Source organism: Pseudomonas sp. Y3 TE3536 (assembly GCF_053629175.1).
The window spans coordinates 2,053,306-2,077,757 of the sequence record NZ_JBRJHU010000001.1 but is presented as its reverse complement, the minus strand read 5'-3'; the positions used below and the strand labels follow the sequence as shown (position 1 = coordinate 2,077,757).

At 62.9% G+C, this 24,452-nt stretch carries 23 protein-coding genes; 11 read left to right on the top strand and 12 right to left on the bottom strand.

Features of this window, described 5'->3' with window-relative positions:
* The first annotated feature begins 140 nt into the window (after positions 1-140).
* From exbB to AB7M33_RS09385, 6 genes are all read left to right on the top strand, one after another.
* Entirely contained in the window at positions 141-1,112 is a 972-nt protein-coding gene (gene exbB, locus AB7M33_RS09410; protein WP_099430805.1) for a tonB-system energizer ExbB, read from the top strand.
* Positions 1,113-1,115: 3 nt separating this feature from the next.
* Positions 1,116-1,544: a TonB system transport protein ExbD gene (gene exbD, locus AB7M33_RS09405; RefSeq protein ID WP_027592145.1), complete on the top strand. Its 429-nt coding sequence runs from the start codon at positions 1,116-1,118 to the stop codon at positions 1,542-1,544.
* On the top strand, positions 1,541-2,272 hold the full coding sequence (locus AB7M33_RS09400; RefSeq protein ID WP_027592144.1) for an energy transducer TonB: 732 nt from the start codon (positions 1,541-1,543) through the stop codon (positions 2,270-2,272). The genes exbD and AB7M33_RS09400 overlap by 4 nt, the downstream gene beginning before the upstream one ends.
* A 94-nt stretch (positions 2,273-2,366) precedes the next feature.
* A complete protein-coding gene (locus tag AB7M33_RS09395; RefSeq protein ID WP_027592143.1) occupies positions 2,367-3,293 on the top strand; it encodes a hydrogen peroxide-inducible genes activator in 927 nt (308 codons plus the stop codon).
* Positions 3,294-3,296: 3 nt separating this feature from the next.
* The gene (gene recG, locus AB7M33_RS09390) at positions 3,297-5,375 is read left to right on the top strand and encodes an ATP-dependent DNA helicase RecG (protein ID WP_027592142.1); all 2,079 of its coding nucleotides are present in this window, start codon (positions 3,297-3,299) and stop codon (positions 5,373-5,375) included.
* A gap of 78 nt (positions 5,376-5,453) precedes the next feature.
* Complete coding sequence (locus AB7M33_RS09385) at positions 5,454-6,857, top strand: aminoacyl-tRNA deacylase and HDOD domain-containing protein (protein ID WP_099430806.1); 1,404 nt, start codon at positions 5,454-5,456, stop codon at positions 6,855-6,857.
* A 131-nt stretch (positions 6,858-6,988) separates the two neighbouring features.
* Here AB7M33_RS09385 and AB7M33_RS09380 read toward each other — a convergent pair whose 3' ends face one another.
* The 4 genes from AB7M33_RS09380 to AB7M33_RS09365 form a co-directional block, all read right to left on the bottom strand.
* Entirely contained in the window at positions 6,989-7,363 is a 375-nt protein-coding gene (locus AB7M33_RS09380; RefSeq protein WP_027592140.1) for a helicase, read from the bottom strand.
* A 147-nt stretch (positions 7,364-7,510) separates the two neighbouring features.
* Positions 7,511-7,810, bottom strand: coding sequence for an HU family DNA-binding protein (locus tag AB7M33_RS09375; protein ID WP_265969647.1), 300 nt, complete (start codon positions 7,808-7,810; stop codon positions 7,511-7,513).
* Positions 7,811-7,998: 188 nt separating this feature from the next.
* On the bottom strand, positions 7,999-9,147 hold the full coding sequence (locus AB7M33_RS09370; protein ID WP_454242756.1) for an NAD(P)/FAD-dependent oxidoreductase: 1,149 nt from the start codon (positions 9,145-9,147) through the stop codon (positions 7,999-8,001).
* Positions 9,148-9,181: 34 nt separating this feature from the next.
* Positions 9,182-9,349, bottom strand: coding sequence for a rubredoxin (locus AB7M33_RS09365; protein WP_027592137.1), 168 nt, complete (start codon positions 9,347-9,349; stop codon positions 9,182-9,184).
* Between the two features lie 169 nt (positions 9,350-9,518).
* Between AB7M33_RS09365 and AB7M33_RS09360 the strand changes: the two genes are divergently transcribed.
* Positions 9,519-10,076: a chorismate--pyruvate lyase family protein gene (locus tag AB7M33_RS09360; protein ID WP_454242755.1), complete on the top strand. Its 558-nt coding sequence runs from the start codon at positions 9,519-9,521 to the stop codon at positions 10,074-10,076.
* Positions 10,076-10,966, top strand: coding sequence for a 4-hydroxybenzoate octaprenyltransferase (gene ubiA, locus AB7M33_RS09355; protein WP_027592135.1), 891 nt, complete (start codon positions 10,076-10,078; stop codon positions 10,964-10,966). Before AB7M33_RS09360 ends, ubiA begins: the two co-directional genes overlap by 1 nt.
* A gap of 202 nt (positions 10,967-11,168) precedes the next feature.
* On the opposite strand, the gene AB7M33_RS09350 is transcribed toward ubiA, so the two are convergent.
* Complete coding sequence (locus AB7M33_RS09350; RefSeq protein WP_454242754.1) at positions 11,169-11,537, bottom strand: COG4315 family predicted lipoprotein; 369 nt, start codon at positions 11,535-11,537, stop codon at positions 11,169-11,171.
* A 172-nt stretch (positions 11,538-11,709) separates the two neighbouring features.
* On the opposite strand from AB7M33_RS09350, the gene phoB reads away from it, so the two are divergent.
* The 3 genes from phoB to AB7M33_RS09335 all read left to right on the top strand — a co-directional run bounded on the left by phoB (position 11,710) and on the right by AB7M33_RS09335 (position 15,232).
* A complete protein-coding gene (gene phoB / locus AB7M33_RS09345; RefSeq protein WP_003253341.1) occupies positions 11,710-12,399 on the top strand; it encodes a phosphate regulon transcriptional regulator PhoB in 690 nt (229 codons plus the stop codon).
* 45 nt (positions 12,400-12,444) lie between these two features.
* Positions 12,445-13,752, top strand: coding sequence for a phosphate regulon sensor histidine kinase PhoR (gene phoR / locus AB7M33_RS09340; protein ID WP_027592133.1), 1,308 nt, complete (start codon positions 12,445-12,447; stop codon positions 13,750-13,752).
* Positions 13,753-13,891: 139 nt separating this feature from the next.
* Entirely contained in the window at positions 13,892-15,232 is a 1,341-nt protein-coding gene (locus AB7M33_RS09335; protein WP_027592132.1) for a hemolysin family protein, read from the top strand.
* A 16-nt stretch (positions 15,233-15,248) separates the two neighbouring features.
* Here AB7M33_RS09335 and AB7M33_RS09330 read toward each other — a convergent pair whose 3' ends face one another.
* The 7 genes from AB7M33_RS09330 to AB7M33_RS09300 all read right to left on the bottom strand — a co-directional run bounded on the left by AB7M33_RS09330 (position 15,249) and on the right by AB7M33_RS09300 (position 24,322).
* Positions 15,249-16,145, bottom strand: a complete 897-nt coding sequence (locus tag AB7M33_RS09330; RefSeq protein ID WP_454242753.1) for a peptidoglycan DD-metalloendopeptidase family protein — start codon at positions 16,143-16,145, stop codon at positions 15,249-15,251.
* A 235-nt stretch (positions 16,146-16,380) separates the two neighbouring features.
* Entirely contained in the window at positions 16,381-17,271 is an 891-nt protein-coding gene (locus AB7M33_RS09325; RefSeq protein ID WP_454242752.1) for a response regulator, read from the bottom strand.
* Positions 17,272-17,436: 165 nt separating this feature from the next.
* Positions 17,437-18,207, bottom strand: a complete 771-nt coding sequence (gene phoU, locus AB7M33_RS09320; protein WP_027592129.1) for a phosphate signaling complex protein PhoU — start codon at positions 18,205-18,207, stop codon at positions 17,437-17,439.
* A gap of 94 nt (positions 18,208-18,301) precedes the next feature.
* Positions 18,302-19,135, bottom strand: a complete 834-nt coding sequence (gene pstB, locus AB7M33_RS09315) for a phosphate ABC transporter ATP-binding protein PstB (protein ID WP_252826257.1) — start codon at positions 19,133-19,135, stop codon at positions 18,302-18,304.
* 72 nt (positions 19,136-19,207) lie between these two features.
* The gene (gene pstA, locus AB7M33_RS09310; RefSeq protein ID WP_454242751.1) at positions 19,208-20,878 is read right to left on the bottom strand and encodes a phosphate ABC transporter permease PstA; all 1,671 of its coding nucleotides are present in this window, start codon (positions 20,876-20,878) and stop codon (positions 19,208-19,210) included.
* A 17-nt stretch (positions 20,879-20,895) separates the two neighbouring features.
* Positions 20,896-23,184, bottom strand: a complete 2,289-nt coding sequence (locus tag AB7M33_RS09305; RefSeq protein WP_454242750.1) for an ABC transporter permease subunit — start codon at positions 23,182-23,184, stop codon at positions 20,896-20,898.
* A gap of 139 nt (positions 23,185-23,323) precedes the next feature.
* Complete coding sequence (locus tag AB7M33_RS09300; RefSeq protein WP_027592125.1) at positions 23,324-24,322, bottom strand: phosphate ABC transporter substrate-binding protein PstS; 999 nt, start codon at positions 24,320-24,322, stop codon at positions 23,324-23,326.
* Positions 24,323-24,452: the final 130 nt, after the last annotated feature.

Genomic DNA, 24,452 nt, shown 5'->3' with positions numbered 1-24,452 from the left:
GCTAGACCTTAGGTGAAAAAAGCAACAAGATTACTTTTGTTAACAAGAATTACTTGCAATAATGGCGCCCCTATCTGTTCTCGGCCTATCTCGAGGCCTTGGAGAACGTTCACTCTTTTTCTTCATCAGGTCCGGCCAGCATGACACGTACTCAACCCTCCGCTTCGCCAACCCCGTCGCGCGCCTGGCGTGCCATTGCCGCGCTGATGTTCAGCCTGGTGCTGGCCCCAGTGGCCATGGCCGATGAGCCAACAGCCAACGCCAGCACCCCGGCTGCCGCTACTGCCCCAGCTAACACCGCTGCTGCCCCAGCTGCAGACGGCTCGGCACCTGTCGCCAACGCCCCGGCCGATGCGCCAGCCGCTGTAGACCCAAGCGTCGAAGCACTGGTCGAAGATACGTCCCTGGGCATGGCGCACGACCTGTCCCCATGGGGCATGTACAAAAACGCCGACATCGTGGTGAAGATCGTCATGATCGGCCTGGCCATCGCCTCGATCATCACGTGGACCATCTGGATTGCCAAGGGCTTCGAGCTGATGGGCGCCAAGCGTCGTCTGCGCGGCGAGATCGCCCAGCTGAAGAAATCCGCCAGCCTCAAGGAAGCCAGCGACGTCTCGAACAAGGAAGGCACCTTGGCTCACACCTTGGTCCACGATGCGCTCGAAGAGATGCGCCTGTCGACCAATGCACGTGAAAAAGAGGGCATCAAGGAGCGCGTCGCCTTCCGCCTCGAGCGCCTGGTAGCCGCCAGCGGCCGCAACATGAGCAGCGGCACCGGCGTGCTCGCCACCATTGGTTCGACCGCACCTTTCGTCGGCCTGTTCGGCACCGTGTGGGGCATCATGAACAGCTTCATCGGCATCGCCAAGACCCAAACCACCAACCTGGCAGTGGTTGCCCCAGGCATCGCCGAAGCCCTGCTGGCAACCGCCTTGGGCCTGGTTGCAGCAATCCCGGCAGTGGTCATCTACAACGTCTTCGCCCGCTCCATTGCCGGCTACAAGGCTCAGGTGTCTGACGCTTCTGCCCAGGTGCTGCTGCTGGTCAGCCGTGACCTGGACCACCAAGGCAGCGAGCGCGCCGCCCCGCACATGGTGAAAGTGGGGTAAGCCATGGGCCTGCATCTCAACGAAGGTGGCGACGACCTCGCCGAAAACCACGAAATCAACGTTACGCCGTTTATCGACGTGATGCTGGTACTGCTGATCATCTTCATGGTGGCGGCGCCCCTGGCCACGGTCGACATCAAAGTCGACCTGCCGGCCTCGACCGCTAAACCAGCGCCGAGGCCCGAGAAGCCGGTGTTCGTCAGCGTCAAGGCCGACCAGAAGCTGTATGTCGGCGACGATCAGGTATCTGCGCCCGACCAGCTTGGCCCGATGCTCGATGCCAAGACCAAGGGCGACAAGGAAACCACCATCTTCTTCCAGGCCGACAAGGGCGTGGATTACGGTGACCTGATGGAAGTGATGAACAACATGCGCGCGGCCGGCTATTTGAAAGTCGGTCTGGTAGGTCTCGAGACGGCAGCCAAGAAATGACGAAGACGCGGCACAATCTGGCGCGTTACAGCGGCAGCCTGGCACTTGTGCTGGGTGTCCATGCCGTCGCTGTGCTGCTCACGCTCAATTGGTCGGTGCCTCAGGCCATCGAGCTGCCGCCGGCAGCCATGATGGTCGAGCTGGCACCTTTGCCGGAGCCTGCGCCACCTCCTCCTCCAAAAGCCGTCCCCCAGCCGCCGGCACCGGTCGAAGAACTGCCGTTGCCCAAGCTGGTGGAAGCCCCTAAACCCAAGATTGCCATCGCCAAGCCGCCCAAGCCGAAGGCCAAGCCCCAGCCGCCCAAGCCTGAGAAAAAGCCTGAGCCGCCGAAGGAAGCGCCGCCGACCGAAAGCGTGGTAGACGCACCGCCAAGCAACACGCCGCCGCAGAAGTCCGCGGCACCGGCACCGAGCATTGCGTCCAACAGCAACGCCCTGCCTACCTGGCAGAGTGACCTGCTGCGCCACTTGGCCAAGTACAAGCGTTACCCGGAAGACGCGCGTCGTCGCGGCCTGCAGGGCATCAACCGCCTGCGTTTCGTGGTCGATGCCGAAGGCAAGGTGGTGTCGTACGCCATGGCCGGTGGTTCGGGCAGCGCGGCGCTGGACCGGGCGACCCTGGAAATGATCCGTCGTGCCGGCACGGTACCCAAGCCGCCACCCGAGTTGTTGAACAACGGCACGATCGAAGTCGTGGCGCCGTTCGTCTACTCGCTGGACCGCCGCTGAGACTTTTGTTTCTGTCACAAATCGGCAAGTCTGATAACGTGCGTCTATCGATTGCAGCCGCTATGCTGGGCTCGCAACTTCATGGACGCACGTTATGACCCTCACAGAATTACGCTACATCGTCACACTCGCCCAGGAACAACATTTCGGCCACGCGGCCGAACGTTGCCACGTGAGCCAACCGACCCTGTCGGTCGGTGTGAAGAAGCTCGAGGACGAGCTTGGCGTGCTGATTTTCGAGCGCAGCAAGAGCGCGGTGCGCCTGACCCCGGTCGGTGAAAGCATCGTCGCCCAGGCGCAGAAGGTACTGGAACAGGCCCAAGGCATCCGCGAGCTGGCCCAGGCCGGCAAGAACCAGCTGACGGCCCCGCTCAAGGTCGGTGCCATCTATACCGTCGGCCCTTATCTGTTCCCGCACCTGATCCCGCAGCTGCACCGTGTGGCGCCGCAGATGCCGCTGTACATCGAAGAGAACTTCACCCACGTACTGCGCGAAAAACTGCGCAACGGCGAACTCGACGCAGTGATCATCGCCCTGCCGTTCAACGAAGCCGACGTGCTGACCCTGCCGCTGTACGATGAGCCATTCTGCGCCTTGATGCCTGCCGACCACCCATGGACGGCGAAAAAGACCATCGACACCGCCATGCTCAACGACAAGAGCCTGCTGCTGCTCGGTGAAGGCCACTGCTTCCGCGACCAGGTCCTGGAAGCCTGCCCGACATTGAACAAAGGCGGCGAAGGCTCCCGGCACACCACGGTGGAATCCAGCTCCCTGGAAACCATTCGGCACATGGTTGCCTCGGGCCTTGGCGTCTCGATCCTGCCGCTGTCGGCCGTGCACAGCCACCATTACGCGCCAGGCATCATCGAAGTGCGCCCGCTGACTGCGCCAGCACCGTTCCGCACCGTGGCCATCGCCTGGCGTGCCAGCTTCCCGCGGCCCAAGGCCATCGAGATCCTCGCTGACTCGATCCGCCTCTGCTCGGTCGCCAAACCCCCTGTGGAACAGCCGGCCTGAGTCATGAGTGAGCTGTCGAAGGTCCCGGTCACGGTGCTCAAAGGGGTGGGCGATGCCATGGCGGAAAAACTCGCCAAGGTTGGCCTGGAGAACCTGCAGGACATACTGTTCCACCTGCCCCTGCGCTACCAGGACCGCACCCGTGTGGTGCCCATTGGCGAGCTGCGCCCGGGGCAGGATGCCGTGATCGAAGGTGTAGTAAGCGGTGCGGACGTCACCATGGGCAAGCGCCGCAGCCTCGTGGTGCGCCTGGGTGACGGCAGCGGCGTATTGAGCCTGCGCTTCTATCACTTCAGCAATGCGCAAAAAGAAGGCCTGAAACGCGGCACGCACCTGCGCTGCTATGGCGAAGCCCGCCCCGGCGCCTCTGGCCTGGAGATCTACCACCCGGAGTACCGGGCGCTCAACGGCGACGAGCCACCGCCCCCGGTGGAACAGACCCTGACGCCGATCTACCCGTCCACCGAAGGCCTCACCCAGCAACGCCTGCGCCTGCTTTGCCAGCAGAGCCTTGGCATGCTTGGCCCGCGCAGCCTGCCAGACTGGCTGCCCGATGAGCTGGCCCGGGACTACCAATTGGCGCCGCTGGACGATGCCATCCGCTACCTGCACAACCCGCCGGCCGATGCCGACCTCGACGAACTTGCCGAAGGCCAGCATTGGGCTCAACACCGCCTGGCCTTCGAAGAGCTGCTGACCCACCAGCTGTCGCAGCAACGCCTGCGCGAGAGCCTGCGCAGCCTGCGTGCCCCGGTACTGCCCAAGGCCAGCCGGTTGCCAGCGCAGTACCTGGCCAACCTGGGCTTCAAGCCGACCGGCGCCCAGCAACGGGTGGCCAACGAAATTGCCTACGACCTGGCCCAGGCCGAGCCCATGATGCGCCTGGTACAGGGCGATGTCGGGGCCGGTAAAACGGTGGTCGCCGCACTGGCGGCACTGCAAGCGCTGGAGGCTGGTTACCAGGTGGCGTTGATGGCCCCCACCGAGATCCTCGCCGAACAGCACTTCATTACCTTCAAGCGCTGGCTCGAACCGCTGGGCATCGAGGTGGCATGGCTGGCCGGCAAGCTCAAGGGCAAAGCCCGGGCCAGCTCGCTGGAGCAAATCGCCAACGGTGCACCGATGGTGGTGGGCACCCATGCGCTGTTCCAGGAAGAGGTCAAATTCAAGCACCTGGCCCTGGCGATCATCGATGAACAGCACCGGTTCGGTGTGCAGCAACGCCTGGCCCTGCGCAAAAAAGGCGTGGCCGGCGAGCTGTGCCCGCACCAGCTGATCATGACTGCGACGCCGATCCCTCGGACCTTGGCGATGAGCGCCTACGCCGACCTCGACACCTCGGTCCTCGACGAGCTGCCACCCGGGCGTACGCCGGTGAACACCGTGCTGGTGGCCGACAGCCGCCGCTTCGAGGTGGTCGAGCGGGTACGCGCCGCCTGTGCCGAGGGGCGTCAGGCTTATTGGGTGTGCACCCTGATCGAAGAATCCGAAGAGCTGACCTGCCAGGCGGCCGAGAGCACCTATGAAGAGCTTGGCAGCGCCTTGGGCGAGCTACGCGTCGGCCTTATCCACGGGCGCATGAAGCCTGCGGAAAAGGCCGAGATCATGGCCCAGTTCAAGGCCGGTGAGCTGCAACTGCTGGTGGCAACCACAGTCATCGAGGTGGGCGTGGACGTGCCCAATGCCAGCCTTATGATCATCGAGAACCCCGAACGCCTGGGCCTGGCCCAACTGCACCAGCTGCGTGGCCGGGTTGGCCGGGGCAGCGCGGTGAGCCACTGCGTGTTGCTGTATCACCCGCCACTGTCGCAGATCGGCCGCGAACGCCTGGGGATCATGCGTGAAACCAACGATGGCTTCATCATCGCGGAAAAAGACCTGGAACTGCGCGGCCCCGGCGAGATGCTGGGAACACGCCAGACCGGCCTGCTACAGTTCAAGGTCGCTGACCTGATGCGTGATGCCGACCTGCTGCCGGCCGTACGTGATGCCGCCCAAGCGCTGATCGCGCGCTGGCCGGACCATGTCAGCCCGTTGCTTGACCGCTGGCTGCGGCACGGCCAGCAATACGGCCAAGTGTGACGCCAGTCCCACAATGGATCCAGATTTGCGGCGGGACTGGTTATACTTCGCGTTTAAAAGAATTAGTGGATACGGACCATGACTGAAGTTGCCCTGGACACCGCAACCCCACACGCGCCCTCTGTTATCCGGCTGCTGCTCGATAAGGTTGGCGTCACCTACCGCGAAGTGCTCGAGCATGCGCAATTGCCTGCCGCCTCGCGGGTGCAGGCGGTGCTCCTCGACGACGAAGTCGGCGCCTTGATGGTGTTGTTCCCGCAGAGCCAGCTGCTTGACCTCAATCGCCTGACCGAGCTGACCGGCCGCAAACTGACCGCCGTATCGGTCCCCCGGCTCAAGCAGATGCTCGACAAGCACCACCTCAAGCGCCTGCCGGGCATTCCGGCGTTGACCAGCTCGCCGTGCCAGTACGAAAAAAGCCTGCTCGACTGCGAGACGGTGCTGATTCAGTCCGGCGAAGCTGGCCTGTTGCTGGAAATCGACCGCGCGAACTTCAAGCGCATGCTCGCCAAGGCCAGCGCCAGCAGCTTTGGCCAGGAGGTGAAGGCCATCAGCCCGAACCTCGACCGGCCTGATGACGACTCCCACGAAATCACCCAAGCGGTCCAGGCCTTTACCGCGCGACGTATCCAGAAGCGCCTGGAAGAAACCATCGAAATCCCGCCGTTGGCCGACACGGCGCAGAAGATCATCAAGCTGCGGGTAGACCCCAACGCCAGCATCGATGACATCACCGGCGTGGTCGAGACCGACCCTGCGCTGGCTGCGCAGGTGGTCAGCTGGGCCGCATCGCCCTACTACGCCTCACCAGGCAAGATCCGTTCAGTGGAAGACGCCATCGTGCGCGTGCTGGGCTTCGACCTGGTCATCAACCTGGCCTTGGGGCTGGCCCTGGGCAAGACCCTGAGCCTGCCCAAGGACCACCCGCAGCAGGCCACTCCGTATTGGCAGCAGTCGATCTACACCGCAGCCATCATCGAAGGCCTGACCCGCGCCATGCCGCGGGCAGAGCGCCCGGAAGCCGGCCTGACCTACCTGGCGGGGCTGCTGCACAACTTTGGCTATCTGCTGCTGGCGCACGTGTTCCCGCCGCACTTCTCGCTGATCTGCCGGCACCTGGAGGTCAACCCGCACCTGTGCCACACCTATGTGGAACAGCACCTGCTGGGCATCAACCGCGAACAGATTGGCGCGTGGTTGATGAAGCTGTGGGACATGCCAGAAGAGCTCTCGACGGCGCTGCGCTTCCAGCATGACCCGTCTTATGACGGCGACTATGCGGCGTTCCCCAACCTGGTGTGCCTGGCGACGCGCCTGCTGCGTTCGCGCGGTATTGGCTCGGGGCCTCAGGAAGAGGTACCCGATGAACTGCTGGAGCGGTTGGGGGTGACTCGGGAGAAGGCCGAGGATGTGGTGAACAAGGTGCTGGAGGCCGAAACCCTGCTGCGGGAACTGGCATCGCAGTTTCACGCCCCGCACTAATAGCTTGGGGCGTCCTGCGCACCCGTTGTAGGAGCAGCCTTGCGCTGCGAAGAGGCCGGTGACTACAGCGAAGATTCACTGTGTTTTCACCGGCCTCTTCGCAGCGCAAGGCTGCTCCTACAGGGCCAGAATTAGCGCTTTTTCTTCGGCTTGAGGTACTTCATCAAGCCCTGGAACCACATCACCAACGCCGGATTGCCCTTGATCTGGATGTGCTTGTCCTGAATCCCCTGCATGAAGGCCAACTGCTTGTTGCTTGCCTGCAGCGTGGCGAACCCGTAAGCGGCATCTTTGAACGCAATGGCGAACGCCGGCTGCGGGTGCACGCCACCTTTGCTGCTGATGCGCTCGTCGCTGACGATGAAGTGCCGGGCGATTTTGCCGTCCAGGGTCTGCATCTGGAATACCAGATCCTTGTCCTTGAGCTGCTGCTTGAACGCCGGGTTGTTACGGCTGGCCCTGGCCATCAACAGCCCCATGGCCCAGAGAAGAAAGCGGAACTTCATCAACGCGCCTCGAATAAAAAATGACTGAGTCGCGCAGTTTATCCTCTTCCAGAACTATTTATGCAAGTTCGCAACATATCCCTACAGAAAGCACAACGGGCGCCCTTGGGCGCCCGCTGAACCGACACTGGGGATGTCAGGATTCGATCACTTGCCTTTCTTGGCTGGCTTGGCCGGTACGTCGACGCTTTCACGCAGGTTCTTGCCTGGCTTGAAGGCTACGGTGTTGCTGGCCTTGATCTTCACCGGCTCGCCGGTCTGGGGGTTCTTGCCGGTACGCGCACCACGGTGACGTTTTTCAAAGGTGCCGAAACCGACCAGGGTCACGGTCTCCTTGTCCAGCGCACCGGTAATGCTGTCGAGGATCGCATTCAGCACCACGTTGGCCTTTTCCTTGGTCAGATCGGCCTTTTCGGCGATGACAGCGGCGAGTTCTGGTTTGCGCATAGTGAAGCCTCTTTGACGGGATTTTTTGTTGTTATGCCGTGCTGCCTCTGGGAGCAGCGCTCAAGGCACCGCAGGCTCTAATCTGCGGCAGACGGGAGTGAGAATGGCACGCCCACCGAGGCCGCGCCAGTATCTGGGCGGCCATTGTGTGAGCAACAACAGGATAAACCCGACAGAACGCCCGCTATTTACGCCATTACCGGGGGTAGCTGACGATTCAGCGCCAGCTTTTCCATCACGGCCGCACCGGTCAGGGCATAGCCCAGCAGCTTGCCGTCGGCATCGTGGCAGAGCACCTTGAGGTCGCTGCCCTGCCCCTCCACCTGCCAGTTGCCGTCGTGCCCTTGCGGGGGCGGCGAGACCACCAGCGGGCACGCCGGGGTCTTCACGGTGATCGGCATCGCCCCGTAACTGACGGCCGTGGGGTTGCCGGCCAGGGTTTGCGCCAAGGCGCGGGCACAGCTCATCAGCGGCATCACATAGAGCAGGCTGATGCCGTCCACCTCGGCGCAGTCGCCCAGGGCGAAGATATTGGCGTGGGACGTGCGCAACTGCCGGTCCACCACCACGCCGCGATTAGTCTGCAGGCCAGCAGCGGCGGCAAGATCAGTACGGGGGCGCAAGCCGATGGCTGAAACCACCAGGTCGCAGGCAATCACGCTGCCGTCGGACAGGTGCGCCTCAAGGCCCTGCGCAACCTGCTGCAGGCGCGTCAGCACCGGGCCCAGGTGGAAGCGCACGCCAAGGCCCTCTAGCCCGGCCTGCACGGCAGCGGCGGCGGCTGGGTGCAACAGGGTCGGCATCACCTGCTCGCACGGGGCCACCACCTCGACCTGGAACCCGCCCAGGCTCATGTCATTGGCGAATTCGCAGCCAATCAGGCCGGCGCCCAGAATCAGCACGCGCTGCTTGCCGGCAGCGGCGGCGCGAAAGCGTGCGTAGTCCTCCAGGTCGTTGATCGGGAATACCTGCCCGCCAGCGTCGCCCTCGATCGGCACCTGCACGGTCTGGGCGCCCCAGGCTAGCACCAGGTCGCGATAGGCCACGGCCTCTTCGCCGATCCACAGGCGCTTGTGGCCGGGGTCGATGCCGCTGATACGGGTGTGGGTGCGGATTTCGGCCTTGAGCTGCTCGGCCATCGCGCCTGGCTCGGCCATGCACAACCCATCGGCATCCTTGAGCTTGGCAAAACCCGTGGAGAGCATGGGCTTGGAGTAGGAACGACCATCGTCGGCGGTAATCAACAGCAGCGGCGTCTCGCCATCGAGCTTGCGAAATTCACGGGCCAGGTTGTAGCCGGCCAGGCCAGTACCGATGATGACTACGGGGGACGTCATGTCGTGCTTACCTCAGGGTGGTAAAAGGGGATGATCAGCCGATGGCGATCATTTCGAAGTCGCTCTTGCCGACGCCGCAGTCGGGGCACAGCCAGTCTGCAGGCACGTCTTCCCAGCGGGTGCCGGGGGCGATGCCGTCGTCGGGCCAGCCTTCGGCTTCGTCGTAGATCAGGCCACATACAATACATTGCCATTTTTTCATCGGTACGGATTCCTCGTTTCAGGCTCGGGCTTGTGTCGCTGCTGATGGCCCGCCAGGGGGCCGCCGCGCAATCTTTGGGGGCTTTTTACTGGCCCTGCCAGCAGTATGCAAGCAGTCGGGGCAATCATGCTAAGCTCGCCGCCTCTCTGGCTGTAACAAGCATACCGACGTGTCGTACGAATCCCCGCAAGCAGCCGCTGTCGCGTGGCTGCCGTATTCACAGCTGGCGACCGAGATCGACCAGCCGACCCTGGACTGGCTGTTCGACGAGGGCTCGCTGACCCGCCGCCTGACCCGCCTGTCCCACGATCATTTTTCCGTCACCCCGCTGCTGGAAGGCTGGCAGCCACTGCGTGATGACGAATGCCTGGCCCTGGGCATCTCCCCGGGGGCGCAAGGCTGGGTGCGCGAGGTGTACCTGCGTGGCCACGGCCAGCCCTGGGTGTTCGCCCGCAGCGTGGCCAGCCGCAGTGCCCTGGAGCGCGGTGGCCTGGACCTCGAGACCCTGGGCAGCCGCTCGCTGGGCGAGTTGCTGTTCTGTGACCAGGCGTTCATCCGCCACCCACTGCACGTGTGCAGTTATCCACAGGCCTGGTTACCGACCGAGGCCCGCCATGATGCGCTTTGGGGCCGACGCTCACGCTTTGAACGGGACGGCCTGGACCTGCTGGTAGCCGAGGTGTTCCTGCCAGCCCTGTGGCAAGCGGCCAAGGAGGAAAACCGCTGATGTACCTGCAACTGCTCAAGTCGCTCAACCGCGTGCACCCACGCGCCTGGGACTTTGTCCAACTCAGCCGCATGGACCGCCCCATCGGCATCTACCTGCTGCTGTGGCCGACCCTGTCGGCTGTATGGATTGCAGGGCAAGGTTCGCCGACCCTGGCCAACGTGCTGATCTTCGGCCTTGGCGTGGTACTGATGCGCGCTGCTGGCTGCTGCATCAATGACTTTGCCGACCGCAAGGTCGATGGCCACGTCAAACGCACCGCCGACCGCCCCTTGGCCAGCGGCCGGGTCAAGCCCCGCGAGGCGCTGGCACTGTTCGCGATCCTGGTCGGGGTGAGCTTCCTGCTGGTGCTGTGTACCAACAGCCGGACCGTCTGGCTGTCGTTCGGCGCCGTGGCCTTGGCGTTCTGCTACCCGTTCATGAAGCGCTACACCTATTACCCGCAGGTGGTGCTGGGCGCCGCGTATTCCTGGGGTATCCCCATGGCGTTCACCGCTGCCGGGGGCGAGCTGCCGGCCAGTGCCTGGCTGCTGTACATCGCCAACCTGCTGTGGACCGTGGGCTACGACACTTATTACGCCATGGTCGACCGCGACGATGACCTGAAGATCGGCGTGAAATCGACGGCCATCCTGTTTGGCGAAGCCGATCGGGTGATCATCCTGACCTTGCAGTTGCTGTCGTTGGCTTGCCTGCTGTTGGCCGGGAGCCGCTTCGAGCTGGGCGGCTGGTTCCACCTGGGGCTGCTGGGGGCGGCGTTGTGCTTTGCCTGGGAGTTCTGGTCGACGCGCAAGCTGGACCGCGAGTCGTGCTTCAAGGCGTTTCTGCACAATCACTGGGCGGGGTTGCTGGTGTTCATTGGGGTCGTGCTGGATTACGCATTGCGCTGACTCCCCTGGGGCTGCTTTGCAGCCCATCGCGGCACAAGGCCGCTCCCACAGGGTCCTCCATACGCCGATCAATGTGGGAGCAACTGTCTTGTGGTGCTTGTTCCGGCCGCATCGCTGGCAAGCCCACACATGGTCCCCCATACGCCGATCAATGTGGGAGCGGCCTTGTGCCGCGAAGGGCCGCACAGCGGCCCCGGCTATCTCACGGCTTGGCCACGTGCCAGACGTCTTTCATGCCGTCACCGGTGGTATCGCCAGCCTTCTTGTCCTTGACGAAGGTGTACAGCGGCTTGCCGTCATAGGCCCATTGCATCGTGCCATCGTCACGCTTGATCTGTGTCCACTTGCCATCGGCCTTTTCACCATCCATCACCTTCAATGGCGGCCAGTTGGTCGCACACTCGCCATTGCACATCGACTTGCCCCCAGCGTCCTTGTCAAAGGTGTACAGCGTCATGCCGGCATGATCGACCCACATGCCATCCTTCTCCATCGCATGGTGGGCTGAGGCCACCCCCGGGAGTACCAGCGCAGCAAGAAGGGCCATCCAGCTCAGCGTATGTCGTGTCATTGGATTCACCATTGTTTCCGGGGAAATGAGTTCTGATAGCCGCCGCAGCGGCCCTTTCAAGCCTAGTCCAGTCATGGAATGTCGCCAGAACAGCCAATGCTCTGTCACACAGCTGCAATAATTCCGTTATCTAATGCGGGCCAGACACGATTTTCCAGGAGAGGTTTTGAGCATGGTTGGCAGGAACATTCTGATCGTCGACGACGAAGCGCCTATTCGCGAGATGATCGCCGTTGCATTGGAAATGGCCGGCTACGACTGCCTGGAAGCGGAGAACTCGCAACAGGCCCACGCGATCATCGTCGACCGCAAGCCTGACCTGATCCTGCTCGACTGGATGCTGCCGGGCACCTCGGGCATCGAACTGGCCCGCCGCCTGAAGCGTGACGAGCTGACCGGGGACATCCCGATCATCATGCTCACCGCCAAAGGTGAAGAGGACAACAAGATCCAAGGCCTGGAAGTGGGCGCCGATGACTACATCACCAAACCCTTCTCGCCCCGCGAGCTGGTCGCCCGCCTGAAAGCCGTGCTGCGTCGCACCGGCCCGAGCGACAGCGAGGCGCCGATCGAAGTCGGTGGCCTGCTGCTTGACCCGATCAGCCACCGCGTGACCATCGACGGCAAACCGGCCGAGATGGGCCCCACCGAATACCGCCTGCTGCAGTTCTTCATGACCCACCAGGAGCGCGCCTACACCCGTGGCCAGTTGCTGGACCAGGTCTGGGGCGGCAACGTTTATGTCGAGGAGCGTACCGTCGACGTGCACATCCGCCGCTTGCGCAAGGCGCTGGGTGAAGCCTACGAAAATCTGGTACAAACCGTCCGCGGCACTGGCTACCGTTTCTCGACCAAGAGCTGATACGCCTGCACGCCTGGCTGCACGACGTTGTACAAGGACCGTCAATTGAACCAGAACTGGCACGCGACCCTGATTCGCCACCTGCTGCTGCTTATCTCTGTCTGCCTGCTCGGCGGGCTGGTCAGCGGTTATTACGGCTGGAGCCTGGCCATCGGCCTGGCCCTGTACCTGGGTTGGACCCTCAAGCAGCTGCTGCGCCTGCATGACTGGCTGCGCAACCATCAACCCGACGAGGCCCCGCCAGACGGCTACGGCCTGTGGGGCGAAGTGTTCGACAGCATCTACCACCTGCAACGTCGCGACCAACGCGTACGCGGCCGCCTGCAGGCGGTGATCGACCGGGTGCAGGAGTCCACTGCCGCGCTGCGCGACGCGGTGATCATGCTCGACAGCGACGGCAACCTGGAATGGTGGAACCGCGCCGCCGAAACCCTGCTGGGCTTCAAGACCCCGCAGGACGGCGGCCAACAGGTGACCAACCTGGTGCGCCACCCTCGCTTCAAGGAATACTTCGAAGCGGAGAACTACGTCGAACCGCTGGAAATCCCTTCGCCGATCAATGACCGGATGCGTGTGCAGCTGCACATCACCCGCTACGGCAATAACGAGCACCTGATGCTGGTGCGCGATGTCACCCGCATCCATCAGCTCGAACAGATGCGCAAGGACTTCGTCGCCAACGTTTCCCACGAGTTGCGTACGCCGCTGACGGTGATTACCGGCTACCTGGAAACCTTGCTCGACAACGTCGAGGACGTGAACCCGCGCTGGACCCGAGCCCTGCAGCAGATGAGCCAGCAAGGTTCACGCATGCAGACCCTGCTCAATGACTTGCTGTTGCTGGCCAAGCTGGAGGCCACCGACTACCCCTCCGACAACCTGCCCGTGCCCGTCGATGCCCTGCTGCAGTCGATCAAGGGCGATGCCCAGGCGCTGTCCGGCCCACGTAACCAGCGCATCAGCCTGGAAGCCGCACCCGGCGTCAGCCTCAAGGGCAGCGAGGCAGAGCTGCGCAGTGCGTTCTCTAACCTGGTGTTCAACGCGGTCAAGTACACCCCGGACGAGGGCAGCATTCGTATCCGCTGGTGGGCCGATGCCCAGGGTGCGCACCTCAGCGTGCAGGATTCGGGTATCGGCATCGATGCCAAGCATTTGCCACGGCTGACCGAGCGCTTCTACCGCGTCGACTCCAGCCGGGCGTCCAATACCGGGGGCACGGGGTTGGGCCTGGCGATCGTCAAGCATGTGCTGCTGCGCCATCGCGGGCGCTTGGAGATCAGCAGCGTGCCGGGGCATGGCAGCACCTTTACCTGTCACTTTGCGCCGGCACAATTGGCCAACGGCAAGGGTTGAGAAGGCTGCACTGCAACCCCATCAAGACCATCACCCTTTGCTTTTGCGGCTTCAACCGCTACATTGGATCCCCTGTGCCAGCCTGTGCTGGCACTTTTTTTCTCCATTCCTCAAAGACGGACCCCGTAAAAACTCCATCATGGACCCTTCCCCTGGTATCAGCCTCACCTCGTTATTCGCCGATTTCGGCATGATCATCTTTGCCTTGCTCCTGGTGCTGCTCAACGGCTTCTTCGTTGCCGCCGAGTTCGCCATGGTCAAGCTGCGCTCAACCCGCGTCGATTCCATCGCCGAACTGCACGGCTGGCGTGGCAGCATCCTGCGCAAGGTGCACAACCAGCTCGACGCCTACCTGTCCGCCTGCCAGCTGGGCATCACCCTCGCCTCCCTGGGCCTGGGCTGGGTCGGCGAGCCGGCGTTCGCCCACCTGCTGGAGCCGCTGCTGGCCTACATGGGCGTGGACACGCCAGAGCTGATCAAGGGCATTTCGTTCTTCGTCGCGTTCTTCGTCATCTCTTACCTGCACATCGTGGTCGGTGAGCTGGCGCCCAAGTCCTGGGCGATCCGCAAGCCCGAGCTGCTGTCGCTGTGGACCGCGGTGCCGCTGTACCTGTTCTACTGGGCGATGTACCCGGCCATCTACCTGCTCAATGCCAGCGCCAACACCATCCTGCGCATTGCTGGCCAAGGTGAGCCTGGCCCGCACCATGAGCATCATTACAGCCGCGAAGAGCTCAAGCTGATCCTGCACTCCAGCCGTGGCCAGGACCCGAGCGACCAGGGCATGCGCGTGCTGGCCTCGGCAGTGGAAATGGGCGAGCTGGAAGTGGTCGACTGGGCCAACTCCCGCGAGGACATGGTCAGCATCGACGCGCACGCGCCGCTCAAGCAGATCCTGGCCTTGCTGCGCCGCCACAAGTTCAGCCGTTACCCGGTCTACGACGCCGAACGCGAAGAGTTCACCGGGTTGCTGCACATCAAGGACCTGTTGCTGGAGTTGGCCGAACTCGACCACCTGCCCGAAACCATCGACCTCGAAGACCTGGCCCGCCCGCTGGAGCGGGTTTCCCGGCATATGCCGCTGTCGCAGTTGCTGGAGCAGTTCCGCAAGGGCGGCGCGCATTTCGTGCTGGTCGAGGAAGCCGATGGCAAGGTAATCGGCTACCTGACCATGGAAGACGTGCTGGAAGTACTGGTCGGCGATATCCAGGATGAACACCGCAAGACCGAGCGCGGCATCCTCGCCTACCAGCCGGGCAAGCTGCTGGTGCGTGGTGACACGCCGCTGTTCAAGGTCGAGCGCCTGCTGGGCATCGACCTGGACCACATCGAGGCGGAGACCCTGGCTGGGCTGGTGTATGAAACACTCAAGCGCGTCCCTGAAGAGGAAGAAGTGCTTGAGGTTGAAGGCCTGCGCATCATCATCAAGAAGATGAAAGGGCCGAAGATCGTGCTGGCCAAGGTGCTGAAGCTGGATTGACCTTACGGTCCCTCGTTCAGGGGTTGCCCGCCGTAAAGTCGGGCAGCCCACTGATCGGCCTGTCGAACTGATAGGGTATCGACTCCAGCGCCAACCCCACGTTGCGCTGCACCACAAAATGCAGGTGCGGGCCGGTGCTGTTGCCGGTGTTGCCGGACTTGGCCAGCAACTGCCCCTGCTTCACCCGCTGCCCCTCAGCCACCACCACCGAACCGCGCATCAGGTGCAGGTACACGCCCATGGTGCCGTCGGCGTGCAAGACCCTGACAAAATTGCCCGACGGGTTGCTGCCACGCCCGGTCTGGCTGTTCTCGACATTCACCACCACCCCTTCGCGGGCCGCAATGATGGTCGTGCCCTCAGGCATGGCGATATCCATGGCATAGCGCCCCTTGGGGCCAAAATGGCTGAAGCGCCCGTTGGGCCCCTGCGTCACCCGAAACGGCCCGCCCAGCCAGGGGAAGGCGTACCGATAACCCTGAGGCCGCAGCCCCGGGTCGCCCATTGCCTGCAGCAGCGTCGAGCGATAGCCCAGCAACGTCCCAGGGCGGCCCCGCAGCACGCTGAGCAACTGAGTTGAACGCCCTGGCAGCACCCTGCGCACGATCCGCGGCGCATTGCCGCCTTGGGCGTTGATCAGCTTGTCCAGGTGCAATTCGACCTGCACCGGCACATGCGATTCATTGCGCGCAGAAAAGCTCACGCCGCCCTGGAACACGATCGCGTTGAGCCGCACCTGGCTTTCCTGCCGCTCGACCATGGATTCATGCAGCTCGATCGGCTTGGCCCCGGGGCCTGGCCGGTCGGTATAGGCACCCACACCGTTGGCATCGGTAATCGGGTAGAGGGTCACGCCCAGGCTCGACGCCGAGGCCATGAGCAATGCACAGAACAGCAGCAGGCGGGCGGGCATGATAGTGGCTTTTTGACAGTTGTGATCTGTCGAAGCCTAGCAGCCGGTTTGGCGGGGGATATGACAGTTGGTCGGATGGTTATTCCGCGCCAAATACGAACCCTTGTAGGAGCGGCCTTGCGTCGCGAAGGGCCGCAAAGCGGCCCCAACAATATCTGCGTCAACGTCGAAATCGTGGGGCTGCTGCGCAGCCCTTTCGCGACGCAAGGCCGCTCCTACAAAGTGGCAGCGTGGATCAGGCGCCGGGCGTGAAGTGCTTCTGCGCCGTGCCGCGGGCAATCAGCCGCGACAGGTAGTCGAGCTTCTGTGCATCCTGATCGACGAACTTGAAGGTCAGCTGCAGCCAGTCACTGTCTGGCTTGGGCTCCAGCGCCGCAACGGCATGCAGGTAACCGTTCAGGCGCGCGACTTCGGCGTTTTCGCCTTGCTCCAGGTCCAGTACCGCGCCCTCCAGCACCTGCGGCAGCGCTTCGCTGCGGCGCACCACCAGCAGCGCCTCTTTCAGGCTCAACGCCTTGATCACGCACGGCTGTGTGCCGCTAGACAGGCGCAACTGGCCTTGGCCACGGCCACTGGGTGCAGCCGCAGGCGGTGCCGGTGCATTGATCAACGGCTTGGCCGGCGCGGCAGCAGGCGTCGCGACCTTGACGGCTTCAGGCTTGCCGCCCGTCAGCGCGCTCAGCGAATCGTTGGCAAACGCCGAATTCGCCCGCGCAGGCCCAGTGGCCATCAGGCTGTCGAGTTTGCCGATCTTGGTCAGGGCTTTCTTTACCTTGGTCAGCAACTGCTCGTTGGTGAACGGCTTGCCGACAAAATCGGACACACCGGCCTGAATGGCCTGGATCACGTTCTCCTTGTCACCACGGCTGGTCACCATGATGAACTGCAAGCTCTTCAACGCGGGCTGCTGACGGCACCAACTAAGCAGCTCCAGGCCCGACATCTCGGGCATTTCCCAGTCGCACAGGACCAGGTCGAACGGCTCCTTGCCCAACATGGCCATAGCCTTGCGACCGTTGACCGCATCGTCGATGACCATGCCCGGAAAGGCATTGCGCAGGCACTTCCTGACCAGATCGCGGATGAACGGGGCGTCATCCACGACCAGCACATTGACTTTACTCATCGATACTCCTCTTGAATCCCGACTAGCCTACCGGCAAGTGATGGCTACTTGCCACAACTGCGCGTGGAGCGGGACTTCTTCACACCGTTCGCGGGTGCCTGATGGCTGCTCGACCGCAAACGAAAACGCCCGGCCTAAGCCGGGCGTTGAGGCTCGGGAGCAATACTATTTATCGTCCGCTTGGCCCGGAACATTAGCGCTTTCGGCCTCATCGCCGCTGGTGCCCTGCACTTCCGCCTTCATGCGCTTGAGGCCCATGTGGCGGACGTCGGTGCCGCGCACCAGGTAAATCACCAGCTCGGAAATGTTGCGGGCGTGGTCGCCGATACGCTCCAGCGAACGCAAGGCCCAGATGACGCTCAGCACCCGCGAAATCGAACGCGGGTCTTCCATCATGTAGGTCACCAGCTCGCGCAGCGCGGTCTTGTACTCGCGGTCGATGGTCTTGTCGTACTGCGCCACCGACAACGCCAGGTCGGCATCGAAGCGGGCAAAGGCGTCCAACGCGTCGCGCACCATGTTGCGCACCTGGTCGCCGATGTGGCGCACCTCAACGTAGCCGCGTGGCGACTCGCCTTCTTCGCACAGCTGGATGGCGCGTCGGGCGATCTTGGTCGACTCGTCACCGATGCGTTCCAGGTCGATCACCGACTTGGAGATGCTGATGATCAGGCGCAGGTCGGACGCCGCTGGCTGGCGGCGGGCGAGGATGCGGACGCACTCCTCGTCGATGTTGCGCTCCATCTGGTTGATCTGCTCATCGACCTCGCGCACCTGCTGAGCCAGGCCCGAATCGGCCTCGATCAGCGCGGTTACCGCGTCGTTGACCTGTTTCTCGACCAGGCCGCCCATGGCCAGGAGGTGGCTGCGCACCTCTTCGAGCTCGGCGTTGAACTGCTGGGAGATGTGATGCGTAAGGCTTTCTTTGTTGATCATCGTTTCGCTCCGCGAAAAAGCTGCAAGCCTCAAGCCGCAAGCTTCAAGTCGTTCGTGTTATCCCTTGGCCCCAGGCCTGCGGCTGGCAGACCGACTAGCCATAGCGACCGGTGATGTAGTCTTCGGTCTGCTTCTTCGCCGGGTTGGTGAACAGGGTGTCGGTGTCCCCGAATTCGACCAGTTTGCCCATGTACATGAAGGCGGTGTAGTCCGAGACGCGCGCCGCCTGTTGCATGTTGTGGGTCACGATGACGATGGTGTACTTGGATTTCAATTCGTAGATCAGCTCTTCGACCTTCAGCGTCGAGATCGGGTCCAGTGCCGAGCACGGTTCGTCGAGCAGCAATACTTCTGGCTCCACGGCGATGGTGCGGGCAATGACCAGACGTTGCTGCTGGCCACCCGACAGGCCCAGGGCCGAATCGTGCAGGCGGTCTTTGACCTCATCCCACAGGGCGGCGCCCTTCAGTGCCCATTCGACGGCTTCGTCGAGGGTGCGCTTCTTGTTGATACCCTGGATGCGCAGGCCGTAGACGACGTTCTCGTAGATGGTCTTGGGGAACGGGTTCGGCTTCTGGAACACCATGCCCACACGGCGGCGCAGCTCGGCCACGTCCTCGCCCTTGCGGTAGATATTGGTGCCATACAGGTTGATGGCGCCATCCACGCGGCAACCGTCAACCAGGTCGTTCATGCGGTTGAAGGTACGCAGGAGGGTCGACTTGCCGCAGCCGGACGGGCCGATGAAGGCGGTCACGCGCTGCTTGGGGATATTCATGCTGACGTCGAACAAGGCTTGCTTGTCGCCGTAGAACAGGCTCAGGCCCGGTACTTCGATGGCCACGGTCTCTTCGGCCAGGCGCAGGCTCTGCTTGTCGCGGCCCAGGGCAGACATGTCGATGCCGTGGGTATGGGATTCGTGCTGCATGGTCAACTCCATACGCTATCAATTCGTTTCAAAGGGCCGCCCGGCTTGCAGGCGGCACGCTTGTAATCAGGATCAGTGGTCCAGCGCCTTGTACTTCTCGCGCAGGTGGTTACGGATCCACACCGCCGAGAGGTTGAGGGTGGCGATCACCAGCACCAGCAGCAGCGCGGTGGCGTACACCAGCGGGCGCGCGGCCTCGACGTTAGGGCTCTGGAAGCCGACGTCATAGATGTGGAAGCCCAGGTGCATGATCTTCTGGTCCAGGTGCAGGTACGGGTAGTTGCCATCCAGTGGCAACGACGGCGCCAGCTTCACCACACCCACCAACATCAGTGGCGCCACTTCACCCGCGGCGCGGGCCACGGCGAGGATCATGCCGGTCATCATGGCCGGGCTGGCCATCGGCAGGACGATTTTCCACAAGGTCTCGGCCTTGGTCGCGCCCAGGGCCAGCGAGCCCTCGCGCACGGTGCGTGGAATCCGCGCCAGGCCTTCTTCGGTGGCCACGATCACCACCGGTACCGCCAGCAGCGCCAAGGTCAGCGAGGCCCACAGCAGGCCCGGGGTGCCCAGGGTGGGTGCCGGCAGCGACTCGGGGAAGAACAGCCGGTCGATCGAGCCACCCAGTACATAGACGAAGAAGCCCAGGCCGAATACGCCGTAGACGATCGCCGGTACACCCGCCAGGTTGTTCACCGCGATGCGGATCAGGCGCGTCACTGGCCCCTGCTTGGCGTATTCGCGCAGGTAGACTGCAGCCAGCACGCCGAACGGGGTCACGATCACGGCCATGATCAGGGTCATCATCACGGTACCGAAGATGGCCGGGAAGATGCCGCCCTCGGTGTTGGCTTCACGCGGGTCGTCGCTGAGGAACTCCCAGACCTTGGCGAAGTAAGTGCCCATCTTGGTCAGCCCGGACATGCCGTTCGGCTGGATGGCGTGCACCACCTTGCTCAGGTTGATCTCCACTTCGCGGCCGTTGGCATCACGTGCCACCAGGCTGTCGCGGGAGAAGGCCTGGTGCAGGCCGCTGAGGCGGTCTTCGATGGCCTTGTAGCGGCTGTTCAGCTCGGCACGCTCGGCGTCCATGTCGGCCTGGGCAGCGGCATCGAGCTTGCCCTCCAGCTCCAGCTTGCGGCTATGCAAACGCAGGCGTTCGAGGCCATGGTTGATGGCGCCGATGTCTTTTTTCTCGAGTTGCTGCAATTCGCCATTGAGCTGGTTGGCGCGCTTGAGGCGGGCCTGCAGTTCGTTCCAGGCAACAGGGCCTTCGGCGACCACGCGGCCTTCTTCCTTGACGCTGACCAGGTAGCCGTAGAAGTTGCCCCACTCGCGGCGTTCCAGCGCCATCAGGTCGACCGGGCGTTGCTCATCGACCAGCCAGTCGCCCACCACCCAGGTGAAGTCGCTGCCGTTGAGGTCGCGGTTACCGACCTTGATCAGCTCACGGGTCATGAACTCCGGGCCCTGATCAGGTACCGGCAAGCCGGCACCCTTCAGGCGTGCACGGGGCACTTCTTCTTTTTGCACCACTTCGCCGACGACGATGTGATCAGCCTGGCCAGGCACCTTGTAGGTGGCCTGGACCAGGTCGGCCGGCCAGAAGTGGCCCAGGCCTCGCACGGCGATGACCGACAGCAGGCCGATGGTCATGATCACCGCCATGGCAACCGCGCCACCGCTGATCCAGACGCCTGGGGCGCCGCTCTTGAACCAGCCTTTGAGGGAATCCTTTTTCACGGATCTCTACCTTTCTATCAAAGCGACGAGTATTTCTTGCGCAGACGCTGGCGAATCAGCTCGGCCAAGGTGTTCATGATGAAGGTGAACATCAGCAGCACGAGGGCCGCCAGGAACAGCACGCGATAGTGGCTGCCACCGACTTCCGACTCTGGCATTTCTACCGCCACGTTGGCGGCCAGGGTGCGCATGCCTTCGAACAGGTTCATCTCCATCACCGGGGTGTTGCCGGTGGCCATGAGCACGATCATGGTCTCGCCCACCGCACGGCCCATGCCGATCATCAGCGCCGAGAAGATACCCGGGCTGGCGGTGAGGATGACCACGCGGGTCAGGGTCTGCCACGGCGTCGCACCCAGGGCCAGGGAGCCCAGGGTCAGGCTGCGCGGCACGCTGAACACGGCGTCTTCGGCAATCGAGTAGATGTTCGGGATGACCGCGAAGCCCATGGCGATACCGACTACCAGGGCGTTGCGCTGGTCGTAGGTGATGCCCAGGTCGTTGGTGATCCACAGGCGCATGTCGCCGCCGAAGAACCAGGTCTCCAGGTAAGGGCTCATGGTCAGGGCGAACCAGCCGGTGAACAGAATCACGGGGATCAGGATCGCCGCTTCCCAGCCATCCGGCACGCGCAGGCGGATCGACTCCGGCAGGCGGCTCCAGACGAAACCTGCCAGCAGGATGCCGAACGGCATCAGTACGAACAGGCTGAACACACCCGGCAAGTGGCCTTCGAGGTACGGCGCGAGGAACAGGCCGGCGAAGAAGCCGAGGATCACCGTCGGCATCGCTTCCATCAGCTCGATCACCGGCTTGACCTTGCGGCGCATGCCAGGGGCCATGAAGTAGGCGGTGTAGATGGCGGCGGCAATGGCCAGCGGGGCGGCCAGGATCATCGCGTAGAACGCAGCCTTCAGGGTACCGAAGGTCAGCGGCGACAGGCTCAGCTTAGGCTCGAAGTCGGTGTTCGACGCAGTCGACTGCCAGACATACTTGGGCTCGTCATAGTTCTCGTACCAGACCTTGCCCCACAGCGCGCTGAAGGAGACTTCCGGGTGCGGGTTCTTCAGGCTCAGCGGCAGCAGCTTGCCGCCTTCCTCGATGATGATGCGGTTGGCACGCGGCGACAGGGCCAGGATGCCAGCGCCTTCTGCAGCCGGCTCGACCAGCAGGGTGCGGTGCGCGGTGCTGTGGAACACACCAAGCTTGCCTTCGGCGTCCAGGGCGATGAAGCCCTTGCGGCGCTCTTCGGCATCGATCTGGACGATCGGCGCGTTGCCCATCTGGAAGCTGCGGATCAACTTGAAGCGCGACTCGCCATCGGGATCGCGGGCCATGAACCACTGGTTCATGCCACCTTTGGAGTCACCGAAGATCAGCGAGATACCGCCCACCAACTGGCCACTGGCCGTGATCTCGGCATTGCCATCTTCCAGCAGCTTGTAGCGGCCGTTGAGGCTCTTGTCACGCAGGCTGAAGACGTCGGCGGTGGCACGGCCGTTGACCACGTACAGCCATTGCTGGCGCGGGTCGACGTAGATGGCCTTGACCGGTTCGGTCATCTGCGGCAGGTCGATACGGTTCTGCTCGCTGGTGACCTCGCCGGTCATCATGTTCTCTTCGCGGGTCAGCTGGGTGACCTGCAGGTGCGAACCGGTGGAACCTGCCAGCAGCAGGGTTTCGCCGTTGACGTTGACGCTCACGTGCTCCAGAGGGCGGCCCTGGTCGTCAAGCACGAACGCGTCCTTGCCGTAGGGGTAGTCGATGCCTGGGGTGATGGTCTTCTTGTTGTCCGGGTAGGTGATCTTGTAGGTGTGGTGGAACACCAACGCCTGACCATTGGACAGACCCAGCACAACCAGCGGGCTACCCGGCTGATCGGTGCTGATGGAGCTCACTTGGGTACCGGCCGGCACCGGCAGGTCGACGCGCTGCAGCTCGGCACCGGTCTTGGTGTCGAAGAACAGTGCCTGCCCCTTGTCGGAAACCCGCATGCCCACCAGGTTTTGCTCTTCAAGCGCGATCATCAGCGGCTTGCCGGCATCCTGTTGCAGCCAGGTCGGCTCCAGGGCCTTCTTGCTGGTCAGCTCAGCGCCCTGGAACAGCGGCAGCACCACGTACGCCAGGTAGAAGAAAATCAGGGTAATTGCCGCCAATACGGCAAGCCCGCCCACCAGTACATACCAGCGGGTCAGGCGGTCCTTGAGCGCACGCATGCGGCGCTTGCGTTGCAACTCGGGCGTATTGAAGTCAATCCGCACGGGTTGGGAATTTTGGGTCATGGTGGAGTTGGCCAGATCATTCATGCGCACACCCTAGCGGTCCCGTATGACAAAAACATGACAATGCAGTGACGCAAGAAAGCCCGACGCTCAGGGGTTCTGGCTTCGGACTGAGAATTCGTGGAAGCGGCCGGGCTTAGGCACCGGCCGCTTCCTCAGTTACTTACTTCTTTGCGACGTTACCAGCGTGGGACAGGCCCAGGTCAGCCAGGGTCTTGTCGACCACTTTGGCCGGCAGCGGGATGTAGCCATCCTTCACCACGACCTGCTGGCCAGCTTGCGACAGCACCAGCTTGATGAACTCGGCGTCCAGCGGAGCCAGAGGCTTGTTCGGGGCCTTGTTGACGTAGACGTACAGGAAGCGGGACAGCGGGTACTTGCCGTTCAGGGCGTTTTCTTCGTTGTCTTCGATGAACTCGCCGCCTTCTTTCTTGGCCAGGGCTACGGTCTTGACGCTAGCGGTCTTGTAGCCGATGCCCGAGTAGCCAATGCCGTTCAGCGAGGAGCTGATCGACTGCACGACCGAAGCCGAGCCAGGCTGTTCGTTGACGTTAGGCTTGAAGTCGCCTTTGCACAGGGCTTCTTCCTTGAAGTAGCCGTAGGTGCCCGATACCGAGTTACGGCCGAACAGCTGCACTGGCTTGTTGGCGAGGTCGCCGGTCACGCCCAGGTCGCCCCAGGTTTTGACATCGGCCTTGGCGCCACACAGGCGAGTGGACGAGAAGATCGCATCGACCTGAGCCATGGTCAGGCCCTTGATCGGGTTGTCCTTGTGGACGAATACAGCCAGGGCGTCAACGGCGACCGGGATGGCGGTCGGCTTGTAGCCGTACTTCTGTTCGAAGGCCTGCAGCTCGACGTCCTTCATCTTGCGGCTCATCGGGCCCAGGTTGGCGGTGCCTTCGGTCAGCGCGGGTGGCGCGGTGGAGGAACCGGCGGCCTGGATCTGGATGTTTACGTTCGGATATTCCTTCTTGTAGGCCTCGGCCCACAGGGTCATCAGGTTGGCGAGGGTGTCCGAACCGACGCTGGAGAGGTTGCCCGAAACACCGGTGGTCTTGGTGTAGGTCGGGATTGCTGGGTCGACAGCGGCTACCGCATTGGCGGTTGCAACGCCAGCGGCGGCGAAGGTAAGGGCCGCCATCAAACGCTTCAGTTTCATGCCTTGCTCCTAGCAGGAATATTGGGGGTGTTGGATGGATCGGGCCCAAGTATCTGCAGGCCGCATGAATACGATATGACTTCAATGTGACAATTGGATGAAAGGCCATCACCGGGTGCCGGGGATGGCC